This window comes from Streptosporangium sp. NBC_01639 (genome assembly GCF_045209755.1).
In the GTDB taxonomy this organism is placed as follows: domain Bacteria; phylum Actinomycetota; class Actinomycetes; order Streptosporangiales; family Streptosporangiaceae; genus Streptosporangium.
Genome location: NZ_CP109272.1, coordinates 1691161 through 1707936, shown reverse-complemented (window position 1 = coordinate 1707936; position 16776 = coordinate 1691161). Strand labels below are relative to the sequence as shown.

General features: G+C 71.0%; 17 protein-coding genes. 6 read left to right on the top strand and 11 right to left on the bottom strand.

Translation table 11 applies throughout. The annotated features are described in order from the left end of the window. Nucleotides 1–34 precede the first annotated feature (34 nt). The 4 genes from pknB to thiO form a co-directional block, all read right to left on the bottom strand. A complete protein-coding gene (pknB, locus tag OHA77_RS07530) occupies nucleotides 35–1966 on the bottom strand; it encodes a Stk1 family PASTA domain-containing Ser/Thr kinase (protein ID WP_406317033.1) in 1932 nt (643 codons plus the stop codon). Nucleotides 1967–2042: 76 nt separating this feature from the next. Further along, nucleotides 2043–2801 carry a thiazole synthase gene (locus OHA77_RS07525; RefSeq protein WP_406317031.1) on the bottom strand — a complete coding sequence of 253 codons (759 nt, stop codon included), beginning with the start codon at nucleotides 2799–2801 and terminating at the stop codon, nucleotides 2043–2045. A gap of 5 nt (nucleotides 2802–2806) precedes the next feature. Continuing rightward, nucleotides 2807–3001 (bottom strand): sulfur carrier protein ThiS, encoded by a 195-nt coding sequence (thiS, locus tag OHA77_RS07520; RefSeq protein ID WP_406319798.1) that lies wholly within the window; start codon nucleotides 2999–3001, stop codon nucleotides 2807–2809. A gap of 2 nt (nucleotides 3002–3003) precedes the next feature. Further along, on the bottom strand, nucleotides 3004–4125 hold the full coding sequence (gene thiO / locus OHA77_RS07515) for a glycine oxidase ThiO (protein ID WP_406317030.1): 1122 nt from the start codon (nucleotides 4123–4125) through the stop codon (nucleotides 3004–3006). Between the two features lie 346 nt (nucleotides 4126–4471). Here thiO and OHA77_RS07510 point away from each other — a divergent pair, with 346 nt between their 5' ends. From OHA77_RS07510 to thiE, 3 genes are read left to right on the top strand one after another with little or no spacing between them, the layout of a single operon-like run. Then, on the top strand, nucleotides 4472–5632 hold the full coding sequence (locus OHA77_RS07510) for an NAD(P)/FAD-dependent oxidoreductase (protein WP_406319797.1): 1161 nt from the start codon (nucleotides 4472–4474) through the stop codon (nucleotides 5630–5632). Nucleotides 5633–5682: 50 nt separating this feature from the next. Continuing rightward, a complete protein-coding gene (locus OHA77_RS07505; protein ID WP_326821379.1) occupies nucleotides 5683–6057 on the top strand; it encodes an Rv2175c family DNA-binding protein in 375 nt (124 codons plus the stop codon). Beyond that, entirely contained in the window at nucleotides 6035–6676 is a 642-nt protein-coding gene (gene thiE / locus OHA77_RS07500) for a thiamine phosphate synthase (RefSeq protein ID WP_326821380.1), read from the top strand. Before OHA77_RS07505 ends, thiE begins: the two co-directional genes overlap by 23 nt. A gap of 178 nt (nucleotides 6677–6854) precedes the next feature. On the opposite strand, the gene OHA77_RS07495 is transcribed toward thiE, so the two are convergent. After that, entirely contained in the window at nucleotides 6855–7922 is a 1068-nt protein-coding gene (locus OHA77_RS07495; protein ID WP_326821381.1) for a polyprenyl synthetase family protein, read from the bottom strand. 107 nt (nucleotides 7923–8029) lie between these two features. Here OHA77_RS07495 and metF point away from each other — a divergent pair, with 107 nt between their 5' ends. Continuing rightward, complete coding sequence (gene metF, locus OHA77_RS07490; protein WP_406317029.1) at nucleotides 8030–8962, top strand: methylenetetrahydrofolate reductase [NAD(P)H]; 933 nt, start codon at nucleotides 8030–8032, stop codon at nucleotides 8960–8962. Between the two features lie 193 nt (nucleotides 8963–9155). Here the strand turns inward: metF and OHA77_RS07485 are convergent, their stop codons facing one another. After that, complete coding sequence (locus OHA77_RS07485; RefSeq protein ID WP_406317028.1) at nucleotides 9156–9704, bottom strand: GNAT family N-acetyltransferase; 549 nt, start codon at nucleotides 9702–9704, stop codon at nucleotides 9156–9158. A gap of 243 nt (nucleotides 9705–9947) precedes the next feature. Further along, nucleotides 9948–10427, bottom strand: a complete 480-nt coding sequence (locus tag OHA77_RS07480) for a YbaK/EbsC family protein (protein WP_406317027.1) — start codon at nucleotides 10425–10427, stop codon at nucleotides 9948–9950. Between the two features lie 119 nt (nucleotides 10428–10546). Here OHA77_RS07480 and OHA77_RS07475 point away from each other — a divergent pair, with 119 nt between their 5' ends. After that, entirely contained in the window at nucleotides 10547–11377 is an 831-nt protein-coding gene (locus tag OHA77_RS07475) for a peptidoglycan-binding protein (RefSeq protein ID WP_406317026.1), read from the top strand. A gap of 322 nt (nucleotides 11378–11699) precedes the next feature. Then, the gene (locus OHA77_RS07470) at nucleotides 11700–12146 is read left to right on the top strand and encodes an SAV_6107 family HEPN domain-containing protein (RefSeq protein WP_406317024.1); all 447 of its coding nucleotides are present in this window, start codon (nucleotides 11700–11702) and stop codon (nucleotides 12144–12146) included. Nucleotides 12147–12173: 27 nt separating this feature from the next. On the opposite strand, the gene OHA77_RS07465 is transcribed toward OHA77_RS07470, so the two are convergent. From OHA77_RS07465 to OHA77_RS07450, 4 genes are all read right to left on the bottom strand, one after another. Next, entirely contained in the window at nucleotides 12174–13319 is a 1146-nt protein-coding gene (locus tag OHA77_RS07465; RefSeq protein WP_406317022.1) for a PP2C family protein-serine/threonine phosphatase, read from the bottom strand. A gap of 225 nt (nucleotides 13320–13544) precedes the next feature. Beyond that, a complete protein-coding gene (locus tag OHA77_RS07460) occupies nucleotides 13545–14039 on the bottom strand; it encodes a transcriptional regulator (protein WP_326821388.1) in 495 nt (164 codons plus the stop codon). Nucleotides 14040–14309: 270 nt separating this feature from the next. Beyond that, nucleotides 14310–15218 carry a universal stress protein gene (locus OHA77_RS07455; protein WP_406317020.1) on the bottom strand — a complete coding sequence of 303 codons (909 nt, stop codon included), beginning with the start codon at nucleotides 15216–15218 and terminating at the stop codon, nucleotides 14310–14312. Between the two features lie 49 nt (nucleotides 15219–15267). Then, the gene (locus OHA77_RS07450) at nucleotides 15268–16692 is read right to left on the bottom strand and encodes an amino acid permease (protein ID WP_406317019.1); all 1425 of its coding nucleotides are present in this window, start codon (nucleotides 16690–16692) and stop codon (nucleotides 15268–15270) included. Between the last annotated feature and the right edge of the window lie 84 nt (nucleotides 16693–16776).

The window sequence follows — 16776 nt, the reverse complement described above, 5'->3', positions numbered from 1 at the left end:
GGCCCTCTCACCCCGGGCAGCGCGCCCCGGTCGCTCAGTGCCAGAGGGTCACCTCGGTGCCCGGCGGAACCTGCTGCCCGCCCGGCGGGAGCTGGGCCAGGACCGTGGCCCGCCCCGAGCCCCTCTTCACCTTCACCTTCACCCCCGCCGCGCGCAGCTCGTCGCGGGCGGCCCGCAGATCCTTGAACAGCACGTTGGGGACGACGACGATCTGCCGGTCCTCGTTGACGTTCTGGTCGTTGTTCTCCCAGGGCCAATGCCACTCGCCGTTGTTGCACTGCGACAGGGTCATCCGGATGACGGCGCCCTTGTCGATCTCCGCGTTGGGCTGGGGGTCCTGGGCGATGACCGTGCAGGGCTGGGCGGCGTCGGTCTGCTCGACGAACTCGGGCACGAAGCCCGCGCCCCGCAGCATGGCGTCGGCCTGGTCCCGGGGCATGCCCTTGACGTCCGGCGCGAGCAGGCCCGCGCTCATCACCAGGGCGACCTTGCTGCCCTCCTTGACCTGGTTGCCCACCGCGGGGCTGGTCTTCATCACCTGGCCGCGCGGCACGGTCTCGCTGGCCTGTTTCTTGGCGCCGCTGACGACCAGTCCGACCTCCGCCAGCTTCGTCCGCGCGCTGTTCTCGTCCAGGCCCACGACGTTGGGCACCGGGATCCGCTTGGGGCCCGCCGAGGCGATGAGGATCAGCTTGGACTTGCCCTCCACCTCGGCACCCGCCACCGGGTCGGTCCGGATCACGTTGCCCTTGGGCACGTCCTCGCTGTTCTCGGCCTTGCCGATCTCGACGACGAAGCCGATCTGCTTGGCCTCGCCCTCGGCGATCGTCACGTTCTTGCCGACCAGCTTGGGCACCACGATGGTGGTGCTCTGGGAGAACAGCCAGCCGGTCACCCCGACCGCGGCCACCATCACCACGGCCAGTGTGATCACGAACCAGTTGGGCCGGAACTGCTTGCGCGCCGGGGAGGCGGGCGGGGCGTGGTCGGAGACGGGGCTGGTGAGCAGGTCGACGCGCGGCTGGATCAGGGTGTGGTTGGCGGGCGGGGGCGCCGAGCCCTGCCCGTGCACGGCGCCGGCGGGGCCGACGGGGACGGACGGCACCGGGCCGCTCTCCCGAGGCAGGGTCCGGTGCGCCTCCACCGCGGCGACCAGCAGCGCGGTCGCGTCCGCCGGGCGGTCCGCGGGATCGCGCGCCGTCGCCTGGGCCACCAGCGTGTCCAGCAGCGGTGAGATCTCCGGCAGCAGGGCCGAGGGCATGGGCACGCTGTCGTGCACGTGCCGGTAGGCCACCGACATGGGAGTGTCGCCCTCGTACGGCTGACGGCCGGTGATCAGCTCGAACAGCATGATCCCGGCCGAGTAGACGTCGCTGCGGACGTCGGCTGCTCCGGAGGTCACCTGCTCGGGCGACATGTAGCCGATGGTGCCGATCATGACACCCGTACGGGTCTGGTTGGTCGCCTCGATCGCACGGGCCAGGCCGAAGTCCACCACCTTGATCCGGCCGTCGTCGCTGAGCAGTACGTTCTCCGGCTTGACGTCCCGGTGAACCAGCCCGGCCTGGTGCGCGGCGCCCAGCGCGGCGAGCACCGGGATCATGACCTCGAGGGCCTCGCGGGCGGGCAGCCTGCCCCGGGCGCGGAGCACGTCGCGCAGGGTGCGTCCCGGCACGTACTCCATCGACAGGTAGACGTTGTCTCCGTCGGTGCCCTGGTCGAAGACGTGCACCACGTTCGGATGCGAGAGGCTCGCAACCGACTTGGCCTCGCCGATGAACCGCCGCACGAACGCGGGGTCCTCGGCGAGGGAACGGTGCATCACCTTCACCGCGACCGTGCGGTCGAGCCGGATGTCCAGAGCCACATAGACGGTCGCCATGCCGCCCCGGGCAATCCGGGACTCAACGCGGTAACGCCCGTCGAGGAGCTTCCCGACGAGGGGGTCCGTAAGCGTCGTGTCCACGCGGCTGAGTTTACGGGCGATTTGATGCCCGCAGGGTCCTCGTGTTCCAAACCGATGCCGAGAAGTTGGCCGTTTCTTATGGATTCATCGGTGAGGAGGCCTCAGCGTAGCGCCGCCGGGGGATCCGTCCGGCCAGCCGGGCCTGGCGGCCCGCGACGACCGCCGAGCGCATGGCCTGCGCCATCAGCTCCGGCCGCTGCGCCCGGGTGACCGCCGTGGCCAGCAGCACCGCGTCGCACCCCAGCTCCATCGCCAGGGCCGCGTCGCTGGCCGTGCCGATTCCGGCGTCCAGGATCACCGGCACCCCGGCGGACTCCACGATGAGCTCGATGTTGTGCGGGTTGCGGATGCCCAGTCCCGAGCCGATCGGCGCGCCCAGCGGCATCACGGCCGCACAGCCCGCCTGCTCCAGCCTCCGGGCCAGCGCCGGATCGTCGCCGATGTAGGGCAGCACCGTGAACCCGTCGGCGACCAGTCGCTCGGCCGCGTCGAACGTCTCGATCGGGTCGGGAAGCAGGGTGCGCTCGTCGGAGATGACCTCCAGCTTGACCCAGGAGGTCTCCAGCGCCTCCCTGGCCAGTCTGGCGGTCAGCACGGCCTCGCCGGCCGTGAAACAGCCGGCGGTGTTCGGCAGGACCTTGATGCCGCGCCGGCGCAGCACGTCGAGCACGGAACCCCGTGAGGCCGGATCCAGCCGCCGCATCGCGACCGTGGTCAGCTCGGTGCCCGAGGCGGCGAGCGACTGGTCCAGGACCTCCAGCGAGGGCGCGCCCCCGGTGCCCATGATGAGGCGGGAGGAGAACTTCTCCCCGCCGATGATCAGGTCGTCGTCCATCTCCGTCACCCTCCCTGCACCGCGGTCAGCACCTCGACCCGGTCGGCCTCCGCCAGCGCCGTCGCGTCCCACGCGCCCCGTGAGACGACCTCGTCGTTCACCGCCACGGCCACGCCGCTCCTGACCTCGGTCAGCGTCCGTACGGCCTGCGTCACGGTGGCCCCGGCGGGCAGTTCGTGCGAGGCGCCGTTGATCGTCACGTTCAAGAATGCTCCTGGAAGCGCAGCGGCGAGCAGATCGCCGACAGTTCGGGGCCGGCCTCGCCGGAACAGAGGTCGGCGGTGAGCGGGGCGAGCAGTACCCCGCCCCGGTGGTGCCCCGTGGCCAGGGACAGGCCGGGCAGCGCGGTCGGGCCGACCAGCGGCAGGTTGTCCGGGGTGCCGGGGCGCAGTCCGGCGATCACGTCGGCGAGCTCCAGCTCCGTCACGCCGGGGACCAGCTCCCGCGCGTCGCGCAGCAGCTCCCACAGCCCTCCGGCGGTCACGCGGGTGTCGAACCCCATCTCCTCCTGGGTGGCCCCGACGACCGTCTCCCCGTCGCCGCGCGGCACGAGGTAGACGTGCGCGCCGTGCACGACGCCCCGCACGCAACGCCGCAGGATCGGCGTGGGGGAGCGCAGCCGCATGATCTGGCCCTTGATCGGCCGCACCGGCGGCAGCACCTCGGGCGGCAGCCCCTCCAACGTGCCCGACCAGGCCCCGGCCGCCAGGACCACCCGGGCGGCCCCGACGGTCTCCCCGGACGCCAGCCGTACCCCTGTGACGGCCTCAGCGGTCGTCTCCAGCCCCGCGACCCGGGCCCGCACCTGAGCGCCGCCCCGGCGTTCCAGAGCGGCCAGGAGGGCCCTGGTGACCCTCCTGGGGTCCACCCACGCGTCCGCCCCGGCCAGCAGGCCGCCGCGGACGGCCGGTGCGAGCATCGGCTCCAGCCGGCGGCACTCGCGGCCGGTGAGCCGCTCGGCGGGCAGTCCCAGTTTGTCGACGAACGCGGCGAGATCGTCCAGCACCGCGAGGTCGTCGGCGCCGAAGGCGACGTCCAGTGTGCCGTCGGTGCGGTAGTCGAGGTCGTGGCCGCTGTCGGCGGTGAGCTCGGCGGCGAACGCCGGCCATCGCTCCAGGGAGGCCAGTCCCAGCCGGAGGAGGGGCTCCTCGGTGTAGGTGACCTCGCTGACGGGTGCGAGCATGCCCGCCGCCGCGTGCGAGGCCCCCGAGGCGGGTGCGGGATCGACCACCGCCACCTTCAGGCCCCGCCGGGCCGTACGCCATGCCACCGACAGCCCGACGATGCCCCCGCCGATGACGAGGACGTCGAAGTGGTGCGTCATAGGTGCTCCGCTCCCTTCGCCGGCATGATCCGGATCAGGTTCGTGGCGGTCGAGGGCTCGCTTGCGGCCGCACCGGGATCGCCGTCCGCCCCTGTGCCGTGCCCGTCAGCGCCTGAGGCGCGACCTTTCCCGCACGTCACCGGGCCCACCGCGGCCCTCGTCGCTCCGCAGCCCTCCTCTCAGCCCGGTGCGTTCCGGGCTCCCGCGCGTCTTGTCCCTCCCACCTTAAGGGCATCGGACAACACCATCATCGCGCTGGATGTGAGCTAAATACCGTTTTCGTTATCGAACCGCGTTGGTAGCGGGTCGTCCCGGCCGTTTAGGCTCGTGAGTTGTGAATCATGTCGTGGTGGTTGGCGCCGGCCTCGCCGGCGTGCGAAGTGTCGAGGCACTACGGGCCCACGGGTTCGGCGGCACGATCACGTTGATCGGGGAGGAGGCGCACCGGCCCTACGACCGCCCGCCGCTGTCGAAGAGCGTCCTGCTGGGCGAGACCGACTCCACGGTCGTCGACTCCGACCTGGACGCCCTGGAGGTCGACTTTCGCGCGAGCGTCGTCGCCAAGGGGCTCCGCGAGGGCGTGGTGGAGACCACGGAGGGCGAGCTGGCCTACGACGGGCTGGTGATCGCCACCGGATCGCGCCCGATCCGCCTCCGCGGCGACGGCAGGCAGCATGTGCTGCGCACCATCGACGACGCGCTGGAACTGCGTGCCCTGCTCACCGCGGGCACGAAGGTCGCCGTCATCGGCGCGGGCTGGATCGGCGCCGAGGTCACCACCGCGGCCCGCAGGGCGGGCTGCGAGGTGACCGTCGTCGAGGCCGCCGACGTCCCCCTCAGCGCCGCCCTCGGCCCGGTGGGCGCGCACACCGTCTCCTGGTACGGCCAGGCGGGTGCGGACCTGCGCCTGGGCACCGCGGTCGCCTCGGTCGACCAGGGCGGGCTGACCCTGGGCGACGGCTCCCTGGTCGAGGCCGACGTGGTCGTCACCGGCGTCGGGGTGCGGCCCGCGGTCGAGTGGCTCGCCGGCTCCGGCGTCGAACTCGACAACGGGGTCGTCACCGACGAGCACCTGCGCACCTCGCTGCCCGACGTGGTCGCCGTGGGCGACTGCGCGGCCTGGTGGTCGCGCCGCTACGGCCGCCGCCTCCGGGTCGAGCACTGGGACACCGCGCTGGGGGCTCCCGACGTGGCCGTGGCCAGCCTCCTGGGTGACGAGGCGGTCTACGACCCGGTGCCCTATTTCTGGTCCGAGCAGTTCGGCCACATGGTGCAGTACGCCGGGGACCACGACGGCGGCCGCCTGGTCCTGCGCGGAGATCCGGCGACCGACACCAGGTGGGGGGTCTGCTGGGTGAGCGAGGAGGGCAGGCTCACGGCGGTGCTCGCGGTCAACCGTCCCCGCGACCTCGTCCAGGGCCGCCGCCTCATCGAGCGGGGGCAGCGTCTCGACGTCGAGCGTCTGGCCGACCCTGCGGTAGCGTTGCGCGACTGTACGGCGGCGTAACCTCGCCGCCAGGTGTTTGGCGAAGGGCTCGATGTGGTAGTGGTGGATTCGTGACGCTTTCTGTTGCGCAGATCGACCGGGAAACCGACCAGTTGGTGGGCGAGTGGCTCACCCTGAGCGAGGTGGCCAGGAGGCTCAACCTCAGCGCCGGTCGCGCCAAGCAACTTCTCAAGGACCGCAAGCTCATCGGAGTGCGCCGGGGAGGCGGAGAGCCCCAGGTCCCCGCCGCCTTCATCGCCGCCGACGACGTCGTCAAGGGACTGCCGGGCACGCTCACCGTGCTGCTCGACGCGGGCTACAGCGACGTCGAGTCGCTCCGGTGGCTGTTCACCCCGGACGACACACTGCCGGGCTCACCGGTGGACGCGATCGTCGCGGGCCGCCATACCGAGGTCAAGCGACGTGCCCAGGCCCTCGGTTTCTGACGCCCGCCTCTACCTGTGCACCGACGGACGCCGTGACCGCGGAGACCTCGCCGACTTCCTCGACGCCGCCCTGGCCGGCGGCGTCGACATCGTGCAGTTGCGCGAGAAGGGCCTGGAGGCGCGCGAGGAGCTCGAACTCCTTGAGGTCTTCCGTGCGGCCTGCGACCGCCACGGCAGGCTCCTGGCGGTCAACGACCGCGCGGACATCGCCTACGCGGCCCGTCCCGACGTGCTCCACCTCGGCCAGGACGACCTGCCGGTGCCGGTCGTGCGCGAGATGCTCGGCGACGACATCCTCATCGGGCGTTCCACTCACGCCGCCGACGAGGCGTCCGCCGCCGCCGTCGAACCCGGGGTCGACTACTTCTGCTGCGGCCCGATCTGGCCGACGCCCACCAAGCCGGGACGGCACGCCCCGGGGCCCGGTCTGCTCCGGCACGCCGCGTCCCTGGCCGGGGACCGGCCCTGGTTCGGCATCGGCGGCATCGATCTCGCCAACCTGGACGAGGTCATGTCGTACGGCGTGCGCCGGGTCGTGGTGGTGCGGGCCATCACCGAGGCCGACGACCCGAAGGCGGCCGCAGAGGAGTTCCAGCGGCGGCTGGCCGGTCACGGGTGACCCGGCCCGAGTGACCCGGTCCGGAGCGGTCAGGCGAGGTGACCGGCCCGTGCTGACCCGGACCGGAGCGGCCGGCTGAGGTGACCGGCGCGGTCCGGCGGGTCCGGGGCGGTCGGGCCCGGAGTGACCGGCTCCGTGCCGGTTCTGGTGCCGGTCCTGGTGCCGGTCCTGGAGCCGGTCAGGTGCGGCGCGACGTCGCGGCCACGGCCAGCTCGGCCAGGGCCGTGCGGGCCTCCGCGGTGATCGGGGCGTCGTCCAGCGAGCCCAGGGCGTCTTCGAGATACTTCTTGATCATTTCCTCGCAGGCGAGGAGCGCCCCGGTCTCCTCGATGATCTGGCGGAGCCGCTCGACCCCGGCCACGTCCAGTTCCGGGTCGCCGAGCGTGGTCCGCACGGCCTCCGCCTGGGCGGGGGAGGCCGCGGCGAGCGTGCGGGCGACGAGCATCGTCCGCTTGCCCTCACGCAGGTCGTCCCCGGCGGGTTTGCCGGTCTCCGCCGGGTCGCCGAACACGCCGAGGATGTCGTCGCGGAGCTGGAAGGCGATGCCCACGCACTGGCCGTAGTCCTCGCACAACCGGTCGATCCACGGTGCGCGCTCCCGCGCGGCCAGCACCAGTCCGAGCCGGAGCGGTTGCTCGACGGAGTATTTGCCGCTCTTGAAGAGGGCGACCCGCAGCGCGCTGTCGAAGCTGTTCTCGCCGGTGGCCTGTTCCAGCAGGTCCAGATACTGGCCGCACATCAGCTCGGTGCGCATGTGGTCGTGGACCTCCTGCGCCGCGGCGAGCGAGGCGGGCGGCAGGCCGCTGCCCCGCCACATCTCACCGGACCAGATGAGCATCAGGTTGCCCAGCAGGATGGCGGCGCCCTCGCCGAACTGCTCGGCGGAACCATGCCAGCCGGCCTTCTCGTGCAGCGCCTGGAACCTGCGGTGCGCCGACGGCATCCCCCGGCGCAGATCGCTGGCGTCCATGACGTCGTCGTGCACCAGGGCGCTCGCCTGGAGCAGTTCGAGAGAGGCGGCGGCCGTGAAGAGCGCGGGGTCCTCGCCGCCTCCCGCGCCGCGCCAGCCCCAGTAGCAGAACGCCGGTCGCAACCGCTTTCCGCCCGCGAGGAATTCCTCGGCGGCCGAAATGAGAGGGGCCACCTCGGGAGCGCTGACCCGAGGTCGCTGCCGCTCGACGAATTCCCTGAGTGAATGATCCACTTCAGAGCGGATGGTGTCGAGCGCGGCTGCGGAACTGGTCATGCCATGACATTATCGGGCCTTAGCAGTGACTCCTATCTGTAGAGGTGGGTGTTTCACCACTAATTGGGGTTATTGGCAGCGGCGGTGTGACCAGTACCCTAGGAGTCATGGCTCTGGGTCGCTCGTCAGTCCTTCCCGACCGCGTGCCCACCGTCCGCGAGATCCTCGCCGCCGGTGGCCGGTCGTTCTCCTTCGAGTTCATGCCTCCGAAGACCGATGAGGGGGAGCGGCAGCTCTGGCGCGCCATCCGGGAGCTGGAGGCGCTGCGCCCGTCGTTCGTGTCGGTCACCTACGGCGCGGGCGGCGGCACCCGCGACCGCACGGTCGAGATCGTCGAGCGGCTCGCCCACGAGACCACGCTGACCCCGGTCGCCCACTTCACCGCGGTCAACCACTCCATCCGCGAGCTGCGTCATCTGGTCGGCCGTTTCGCGGACGCGGGCGTGCGCAACATCCTCGCCGTGCGGGGAGACCCGCCCGGCGACCCCATGGGGGAGTGGGTGCGCCACCCCGAGGGCGTCCGCTACGCCGACGACCTGGTCCGGCTGATCCGCCAGGCCGGCGACTTCTGCGTGGGCGTGGCCGCCTTCCCCTACAAGCACCCCAGGTCGACCTCGGTGGAGGCCGACACCGAGCACTTCGTGCGCAAGTGCCGTGCGGGCGCCGACTACGCGATCACTCAGATGTTCTTCCAGGCGGACGACTACCTGCGGCTGCGCGACCGGGTGGCGGCCAAGGGCTGTGACACCCCGATCATCCCCGGCATCATGCCGGTCACCCAGATGAGCACGATCGCCCGGTCCGAGCAGCTCTCCGGCGCGCCGTTCCCGGCGGACGTGGCGGCGAGGTTCGCGGCCGTCGCCGACGATCCGGCCGCCGTGCGGCGGCTGGGCATCGAGCACGCCGCGGAGCTCTGCCAGACCCTGCTCGACGAGGGCGTGCCCGGGATCCACTTCATCACCTTCAACCGCTCCAGCGCGACCCGCGAGGTCTTCCAGGCCCTCGACGTCGAGCGCCAGGCGGCCACGCTGGGCGTCTGACCGGCCCGTCCGGCCCCTCCGGTCGGCCCCTCCGGTCGGCGGGCGTCACCCACGCTGAGAGCCGGGGCGGCTTCGGCCGTACCGCCTGAGCAGTGGACCGGTTGGTGGCGGCTTCGGCCGTACCGCCTGAGCGGCGGGCCGGTTGGTGGCGGCTTCGGCCGCGTCGCCCGAGCAGCGGGCCGGTCGGCGGGCGTCATCCGCTCAGCGGGAGCACCGCCCCGAGGATCGCGTAGCGTTCGTAGCCGCCCGGGAAGACGAACTGGGTGAGCAGATCCACGAAGCCGGCGCTGCGGTAGAGGTGGCGGGCCGCGGTGGGCTGGTCGCGGGTGGACAGTACGGCGGTGCGTTCCGGTCGGCCGGCGCACATGCCCGTGACCAGGGTCCGGCCGATGCCCTTGCCCTGGTAGTCGGGGTGGACGTGGATCTCGGCGAGCTCCAGGGCGTCGCCGAGCCAGCCGCGCGCGCTGCCCTCGCCGTACAGCTCCGCCATGGCCTGGTGGACGACGTCGTGCCACCACTGCCCACCGGCCCCGTGGAAGCCGTAGGCCACACCCACCGGCATCCCGTCGGACCGCTCGGCGAACAGGCAGGTGAAACCCGGGTGGACGGCGTGGTTTCCCATGATCGTCTTACGCCCGGACAACTGGTCGGCGGGCGGGTTCATCGCCGCGGTGTAGATCTCCAGAACCGCGTCCAGCCGGGTCGCGAACTCCCCGGGGCCGACCTGTCGCAGTCCGATCACTCCACGCACCCTAGCAGGGCGGACATCGCCGGTCGGTGAAAGGTGCGTAAGTGACGTTTGGTAGTTCTCGCTGATTCGCCGAACGTCTTTTCCGCCGTCCCCGCCTTGGAGATCAACGTTTTTCCGCCGTCCCCGCCTTGGAGATCACGGACCCTGGAGCGGGGACGGGCAGGTCTTCCGCCCGCGGCCGGGCGGCGGCGGGACCGCGGACGCCGGCTCCCGCGGTGCGGGAGCCGGCGTCCGTCAGCGCTCCACGTCCGTCGGGACGCCGCCGGTGATGCGGACGAGTTCGGCGAAGGAGGTGGGGAAGACCGTGTGCGGATGGCCCGCTGCGGCCCAGACCACCGGGTGCCGGTCGAGCCAGGTGTCGACCAGCGTCCTGAGCGGGGCGGGGTGGCCGACCGGGGCGACGCCGCCGATGACCTGGCCGGTGGCGGCGCGGACGAAGTCCGGGCCGGCCCGCTTTATCTTCGACGCGCCCACCTGCTCCGCGATCAGGGCGGTGTCCACCCGGTGGGCGCCGCTGGTGAGGACGAGCAGCGGGTCTCCGTCGGCCTCGAAGACCAGGCTGTTGGCGATGGCGCCGACCTCGCAGCCGATCTGCGCGGCGGCGGCCACCGCGGTCGGGGCGGCCTCCGCGAACACGACGATCTCACCGGAGACACCGTGCTCGTCCAAGACGGCGGCGACCTTCTCAATGTTGGGATGCAACTTTTCTGGCACGCGGCCACTCTAAACAGATCGACCATTGATTACCGCTTCATTACTAATGGTAGAGGCGGGTGATCCATACGCTATGGTCCCTTGATCCACGCATTAGTTATATGAGGGGATGATTTCAGGTGGGGGTTGACCGACGGCTCGGAGTGGCCGCGCTCATGACGGCGGGGGCCGTGTTCGTCTCTACTCTCGGCTCCCCCGGGGTCGCGAGCGCCCGGACCGCCGTCGCGGCGCCATCGGCCGTCGCGGTGGCGGCAACAGCGGCGGCGACGGGGACGACGGGGGCGGCGACGGGGACGGCCGCGTTCGCCGCGCCCGGCAAGACACTCAAAATCGGCGCCAAGGGCGCCGCGGTCAAGGTGCTGCAGACCCGGCTGAAGGAGCTCGGCTACCTGCCGGGCAAGATCGACAGCCGGTACGGCGGCGCCACCCAGGCCGCCGTCTGGGCCTTCCAGAAGGTCAACGGCATCGCACCGACCAGCACCGTGGCCCGCAGGACGTGGACCGCGCTCGAGGCCCCGAAGGCGCCCAAGGTGCTGGTGCCCCGCGGCAAGCCGACCCGGGTCGAGATGAACCTCACCACGCAGGTGATGGTCCTCTACGTCGGCGGCCGGGTGAAGCTGATCAGCCACACCTCCTCCGGCAGCGGGATCCCGTACTGCGAGACGGCGACCTGGGGCGGCAAGGTGCAGCGGTTCTGCGGCGATGCCCGCACGCCGACGGGGGACTACAAGACGACCTGGCGCAGGGACGGCTGGCACAAGTCCTACCTCGGCCAGCTCTACAACCCGATCTTCTTCAACGGCGGCATCGCCTTCCACGGCGCGCTGTCGGTGCCGCTGGCCCCGGCCTCGCACGGCTGCGTCCGGCTCCCCATGAACGTGGCGGCGGTGCTTCCCGGCCTGCTGGGCAAGGGTGTTCCGGTGCACGTGAGGGGCAAGTTCGTCCGATAGCCGCAGGTGAAGGCCCCGGGAGATCACGATCTTCCGGGGCCTTGCCGTTTCCGGGAGTAGCGGGCTTCCGTCCATCGCTTCACTTGACACTACGAGTGATCGAATTTATGTTCGATGTAATGACGTGAGACTCGCGGATCACGTCCAGGGTGGTCGATCGGGTCCGCGTCGTCGTCGCAGACGATCGGGCCAGGTCGGGGCGGACGGGGAGAGGGGAAGCTCCTCGTCCGGCCGCCCGGCGGATTTGTCGGTGGGGTCTGCAAGTGTTGACATCACCGGCGAAAACACCGGGAGCCGCTTGCGATCTAGGAGGCTGAAGCACATGACCCCTCGGCTCAGCGATTCCGGCGGGCCCCGATTGTCGTCCGCCGCGCGGGCGCGTCTGTCCGACGCGCGCGACTGCCTGGAGGAGGCGGCCGCCGCCCGGACCCCCGCCACCCGTTACGTCGCCGCCCACCTGGCGGCGCTCAGAGCCGCGGCCGCCATCCTGGCGGCACGGCCGCGCCCGATGGACGGCCGCCGGCGCCAGCTGCGCAGCGCCTGGGAGCTGCTTCCTGAGGCCGAGCCGCGCCTCGCCGACTGGGCGCCCTACTTCGAGATGAGCGCGGCCAAGCGGGCCTCGGCCGAGGCGGGGCTGACCCGCGTGGTGTCGGCACGGGACGCGGAAGAGCTGATCTCCGAAGCGGAGCGGTTCGTCACCACGGTGGAGAAGCTGCTGGGCGTGCCCACCCAGCCCACGCTGCTCGGCCGCGTCCCCCTCGCCGGTTAGCTCCGGCCCGCCCGCGCATCCCGCCGATCAGGCCGCCGTGGAGGTCGCCGTAGAGGCGGCCGGGTGGGCCGCGCGCTGACGCAGCAGGAGCATGGCCGCGTCGTCGCCCAGCGGACGGCCCACGTGCCGCAGCAGGTCGGCGCGGAGGGCGTCCAGGGAGAGCTGCGGATCGGCGCCGTTCAGCAGATGGGCCCGTGCGGAGAGGGGATAGAACTCTCCCGCCCCGTTGCGCGCCTCGATGACCCCGTCGGTGTAGAAGAGGACCTGGTCGCCCGGCTCGAAGGGGATCTGGTACGGCACCGGATCGCTGGCCTTCAGCGATCCCATGCCCAGGGGGAGCGCCTCGTCCGGAGGGTCGGCGAACCAGTGCTTGGCGTCGGTGCCGAGCACCATGGGTGACGGGTGGCCGCAGTTGATCACGGTGATGGAGGCCCCGCCGATGATCTCGGCCAGGATCGCGGTGACGAACTGCTCGCCGGACAGCTCACGGGTCAGGGCGTTCTCCAGCCGGGTCACCACCCCCTGGAGCTTGGCCTCGTCGTGAGCCGCCTCCCGGAAGGCGCCGAGCACCACGGCCGCGGTCTCCACCGCCTCCAGGCCCTTGCCCTGGACGTCTCCCACGATGATCCGGACCCCGTGCGGGGTGGCGACGACCTCGTACAGGTCGCCGCCGATCCGGGCCTCCGCGGTGGCCGAGGTGTAGGAGACGGCGACGCCGATCCCCGGCCCTGCCCGGCGCGGCACCGGCCGCAGCAGCACGCGCTGGGCGGCCTCGGCCACCGATCGGACGTCGGCGAGCTGGCGCTCGTGGCGGAGCCGTCCGGCGCTGGCCAGCACGCTGGCCACGGTGACACCGAGGATGGCGAGCATGGTGATGTTGGTGCGGGAGGTCCAGAGGATGTCGTTGTAGAGGCCGAGCGCGACGCACAGGGCCAGGGCGACGACGCCGACCAGCGTGGTCCTGGCCAGCCCGCAGGCCACGCTGGCGAACGCCGGACCGAGGGCGAGCAGGGGGAGAAGACCGGCGGTCGGGCCGGAGGCGAAGTCGATCAGGGCCACCACCGCCATGACGGTGAAGGGCAGGAGCCTCAGGGTCTCCTGGGTCCTGTCGCCTCCGACGGAGGTCAGCAGTCTCAGGAAGGCACGGGTCTTGGTCGATCCCAGCAGCGCCATGAGAGTGTCGATACGGCTCCGCGGGCGCCTCCGAGAGTGATCATGCCGATCCTCTCCCCCTGCCATGTCCACCACATCTCGTTAAATGCCATGTTTGCCTTTTCCTACCACAGGGATCGTCGACCGTGGCGGTATGCAGGCGAGGTTCTGGCAACAGAGAGAGATTCGCCGGATCCACCGGGGGTGGGCACGCCGGTCACCGGCGCACCCACGACCGGACGGCTGTCAGAAGGAGTCGACGGCGCGACGTGCCTCGGGGTCCAGAACACCCCAGCTGATGAGCTCCTCGGTGAGTTCGGTGGGGGACTTGTCATAGATCACGGCAAGGGAGCGCAGGTCCTCCTGGCGGATGGACAGCACCTTGCCGTTGTAGTCGCCACGCTGGCTCTGGATCGTGGCGGCGTAGCGGGCGAGGGCGCCTGCCTTCTCCTTGGGGAGCTGGGCAAGACGCTCAAGGTCGATCACAAGCTTCGGTGTCGGGCCGAGCGGGCTCGGGGCGGCGCCGCCTGGCAGCAGCTCCGAGACCGGGACTCCGTAGAAATCAGCCAGTTCGGCAAGCTTCTGCACCGTTACGGCACGGTCCCCGCGCTCGTAGGAGCCGACGACAACCGCCTTCCAGCGTCCACGGGACTTCTCTTCGACTCCGTGCAGGGACAGGCCCTGCTGGGTGCGGATCGCGCGGAGTCGTGCACCCAGCGACTTGGCGTACTCAGACGGCATCGTGTGGCCCCCCGGCTCTGTTATGTGCTGCTTTCACTTGATTGTGCTCCCTCGCAACATATGCCCCAACCACCGGGTTGATGCCTGGGGTAGCACCTTCGGTGACGGGGAGGTTGGGGTTTACCCGATAACGCCGCGAGGTGTGGTTACGGACAGTGACGGTAAAGCGATGGGCGCCTAAGGTCAAGCTGATTGGAAAAAAGATGCCGAATCCGATCCGGTATGGTCCTCCTCAAACGCCACACTTGTCCCATCTCTCCGGGTGACCCGTCAGAGTTTTCCCTGCTCACCGAGGATCCCGGGCTTCCTGGGCGGGTTTCGGGGCAACATCATCACCGGGCAGGGCGCGGAGCGTATGATCTTCGACGAGATGTCGCCGAGGAAGACCCGGCGCAACGGTCCCGTTTCGCTGGAGGCGCAGACCAGCATCGCCCCCTCGCAGTCGGTGGCGCCGAGTGCCGCTGCCACGTTCCTGCCCTCCAGGACCTCCACCTCCACCTCCAGACGCCCGTGACCCCGGGCGGCGGCCCTGAGGTCGGCCATGACCCTCTCCCGCAGCCGGTTGAGCATCTCCTCCTCCATCCTCGCCTGCCGTCCGCCGCGCACGACCAGGGTGATCAGACGCAGCGGCACGCCCATCCGCGCGGCGATCACGGCGGCCCGCAGGACCGCCTCGTCGGATGCGGGATCGCGCCGGTAGGCCACGGTGAGTCGCCGGATTCCGGGCGGGTGGTCCTCGCCGTATCCCCTGGGCGCCAGGGCGACGGGCACGGGGGAGGCGTGCAGGAGCTGGTCGGCGGTGCTGCCCAGGCGGATACGCCCCCGGACGCCTCCGGGGGCGGGGCCGATGACCACCACGTCGGCCTTGCTCCGGCCGGCGAGCTGCACCAGGCCGCGCCCGCTGCCCCGGTTGCCGGTGAGGACGTAGTCGATCGGCACGTCGCGCACGTCCGCCAGCAGGCGCCGTGCCTGTTCGAGGCTATGGGCGGCGTCCTCGGCCACGTAGGCCTGCCACTCCGCGTCGACCTTGCCCGGCCCCGGCGTGGTCCAGGCGGGCGCGTGCACGTAGGCCACCGTCAGCCGGGCCCCGCTCTGCCTGGCCAGCAGTACGGCCAGCGCCAGCCCGTCCCTGCATCGCGGCTCGGGGACGAACCCGGCGAGGACATGCTCGATCTTCATCGAATCTCCTTGACCATGGAGACCCCGGACTGCGGCCCCGGGGCGGAAGTCAACGGACGCTCCGGTTGAGGCGGGAGTGGCGGTAGCCGTACAGGAAGTAGGCGAGCAGGCCGACCAGCATCCAGATCGTGAAGGCCAGCCAGGTGACTCCGGCCAGTCCGAACATCACGATGACGCAGAAGACCACCCCGAGCACCGGCGTGACCGGGAAGAACGGTGTCCGGAAGCTGCGGGGCAGGTCGGGCCGGGTACGGCGGAGCACCAGTACGCCGACGTTGACGATGGCGAAGGCGAACAGGGTGCCGATGCTGGTGGCCTCGGCGAGCTGGCCCAGCGGGATGAACCCGGCGAGCACGGAGATGAACAGGGCCACGATGAGCGTGTTGGCCACCGGGACCTGGCGCCGCGGGTCCACCTTCTGGAAGATCTTCGGTATCAGGCCGTCGCGCGACATCGCGAACAGGATGCGGGTCTGCCCGTACATCACGGTGAGGACGACACTGGCGATGGCGACGACGGCTCCGAAGGAGATGATGACGCCCGCCCAGGTGGAGCCGGTGGCCCGGTTCGCGATGAGGGCGAGGCTGGCCTCGGTGGTGTTCGGGTCGAACTGCTGCCAGGGCATGGCGCCGACGGCGGCCAGCGCCACCGCCACGTAGACGACCGTGACGATGACGAGTGAGAAGACGATCGCCAGGGGCAGGTCGCGCCGGGGGTTCTTGGCCTCGTCGCCGGCGGTGGACGCCGCGTCGAAGCCGATGTAGGAGAAGAAGACCTGGGAGGCGGCGGCGGTGATGCCGGCGATGCCCAGCGGGGCGAACGGGGCCAGGTTGCCCGTGTTGAACGCGGTGAAGGCCACGAAGCAGAAGAACACCAGTACCGCGACCTTGAGCAGCACGAAGATCACGTTGGCGGCGGCGCTCTCGGACGCGCCGCGCATCAGCAGCCAGGTCGCGAGCAGGACGATCAGGATCGCGGTGAGGTTGAAGACGCCGCCCTGGCTGCCGGGGGAGTGGGTGATGGCGGCCGGTAACTGCCAGCCAAACAGGTCGTGGAAGAAACGGTTGAGATATTCGCCCCAGCCGACCGCCACCGCCGCCACCGAGACGGCGTACTCCAGCATCAGGCACCAGCCGCACACCCAGGCCACCAGTTCGCCCAGGGTCGCGTAGGCGTAGGAGTAGGACGACCCGGAGACGGGGAGCGTGCCGGCCAGTTCGGCGTAGGACAGGGCCGAGAACAGGGCCGTGATCGCCGCCAGCACGAAGGAGGCCACCACGGCGGGGCCGGCCTTCGGCACGGCCTGGCCGAGGATGACGAAGATGCCGGTACCGAGTGTGGCGCCGACGCTGAAGAGGGTGAGCTGCCACAGGGTCATGGTCCGGCGCAGTTCGCCGCCCTCGCCGTGGCCGCCCTCGGCGACGATCTCGTCGGCGGGTTTGGTGCGGAACAGCCGCTGCGCCACCGGAGCCATGTCGTGTCCCCCTTGACCGGGCCTGGATAGTGATGGTCTGTCGTGTGGGGGGACCGGGGCCTGACCGCCGAAACGCGGACCCGG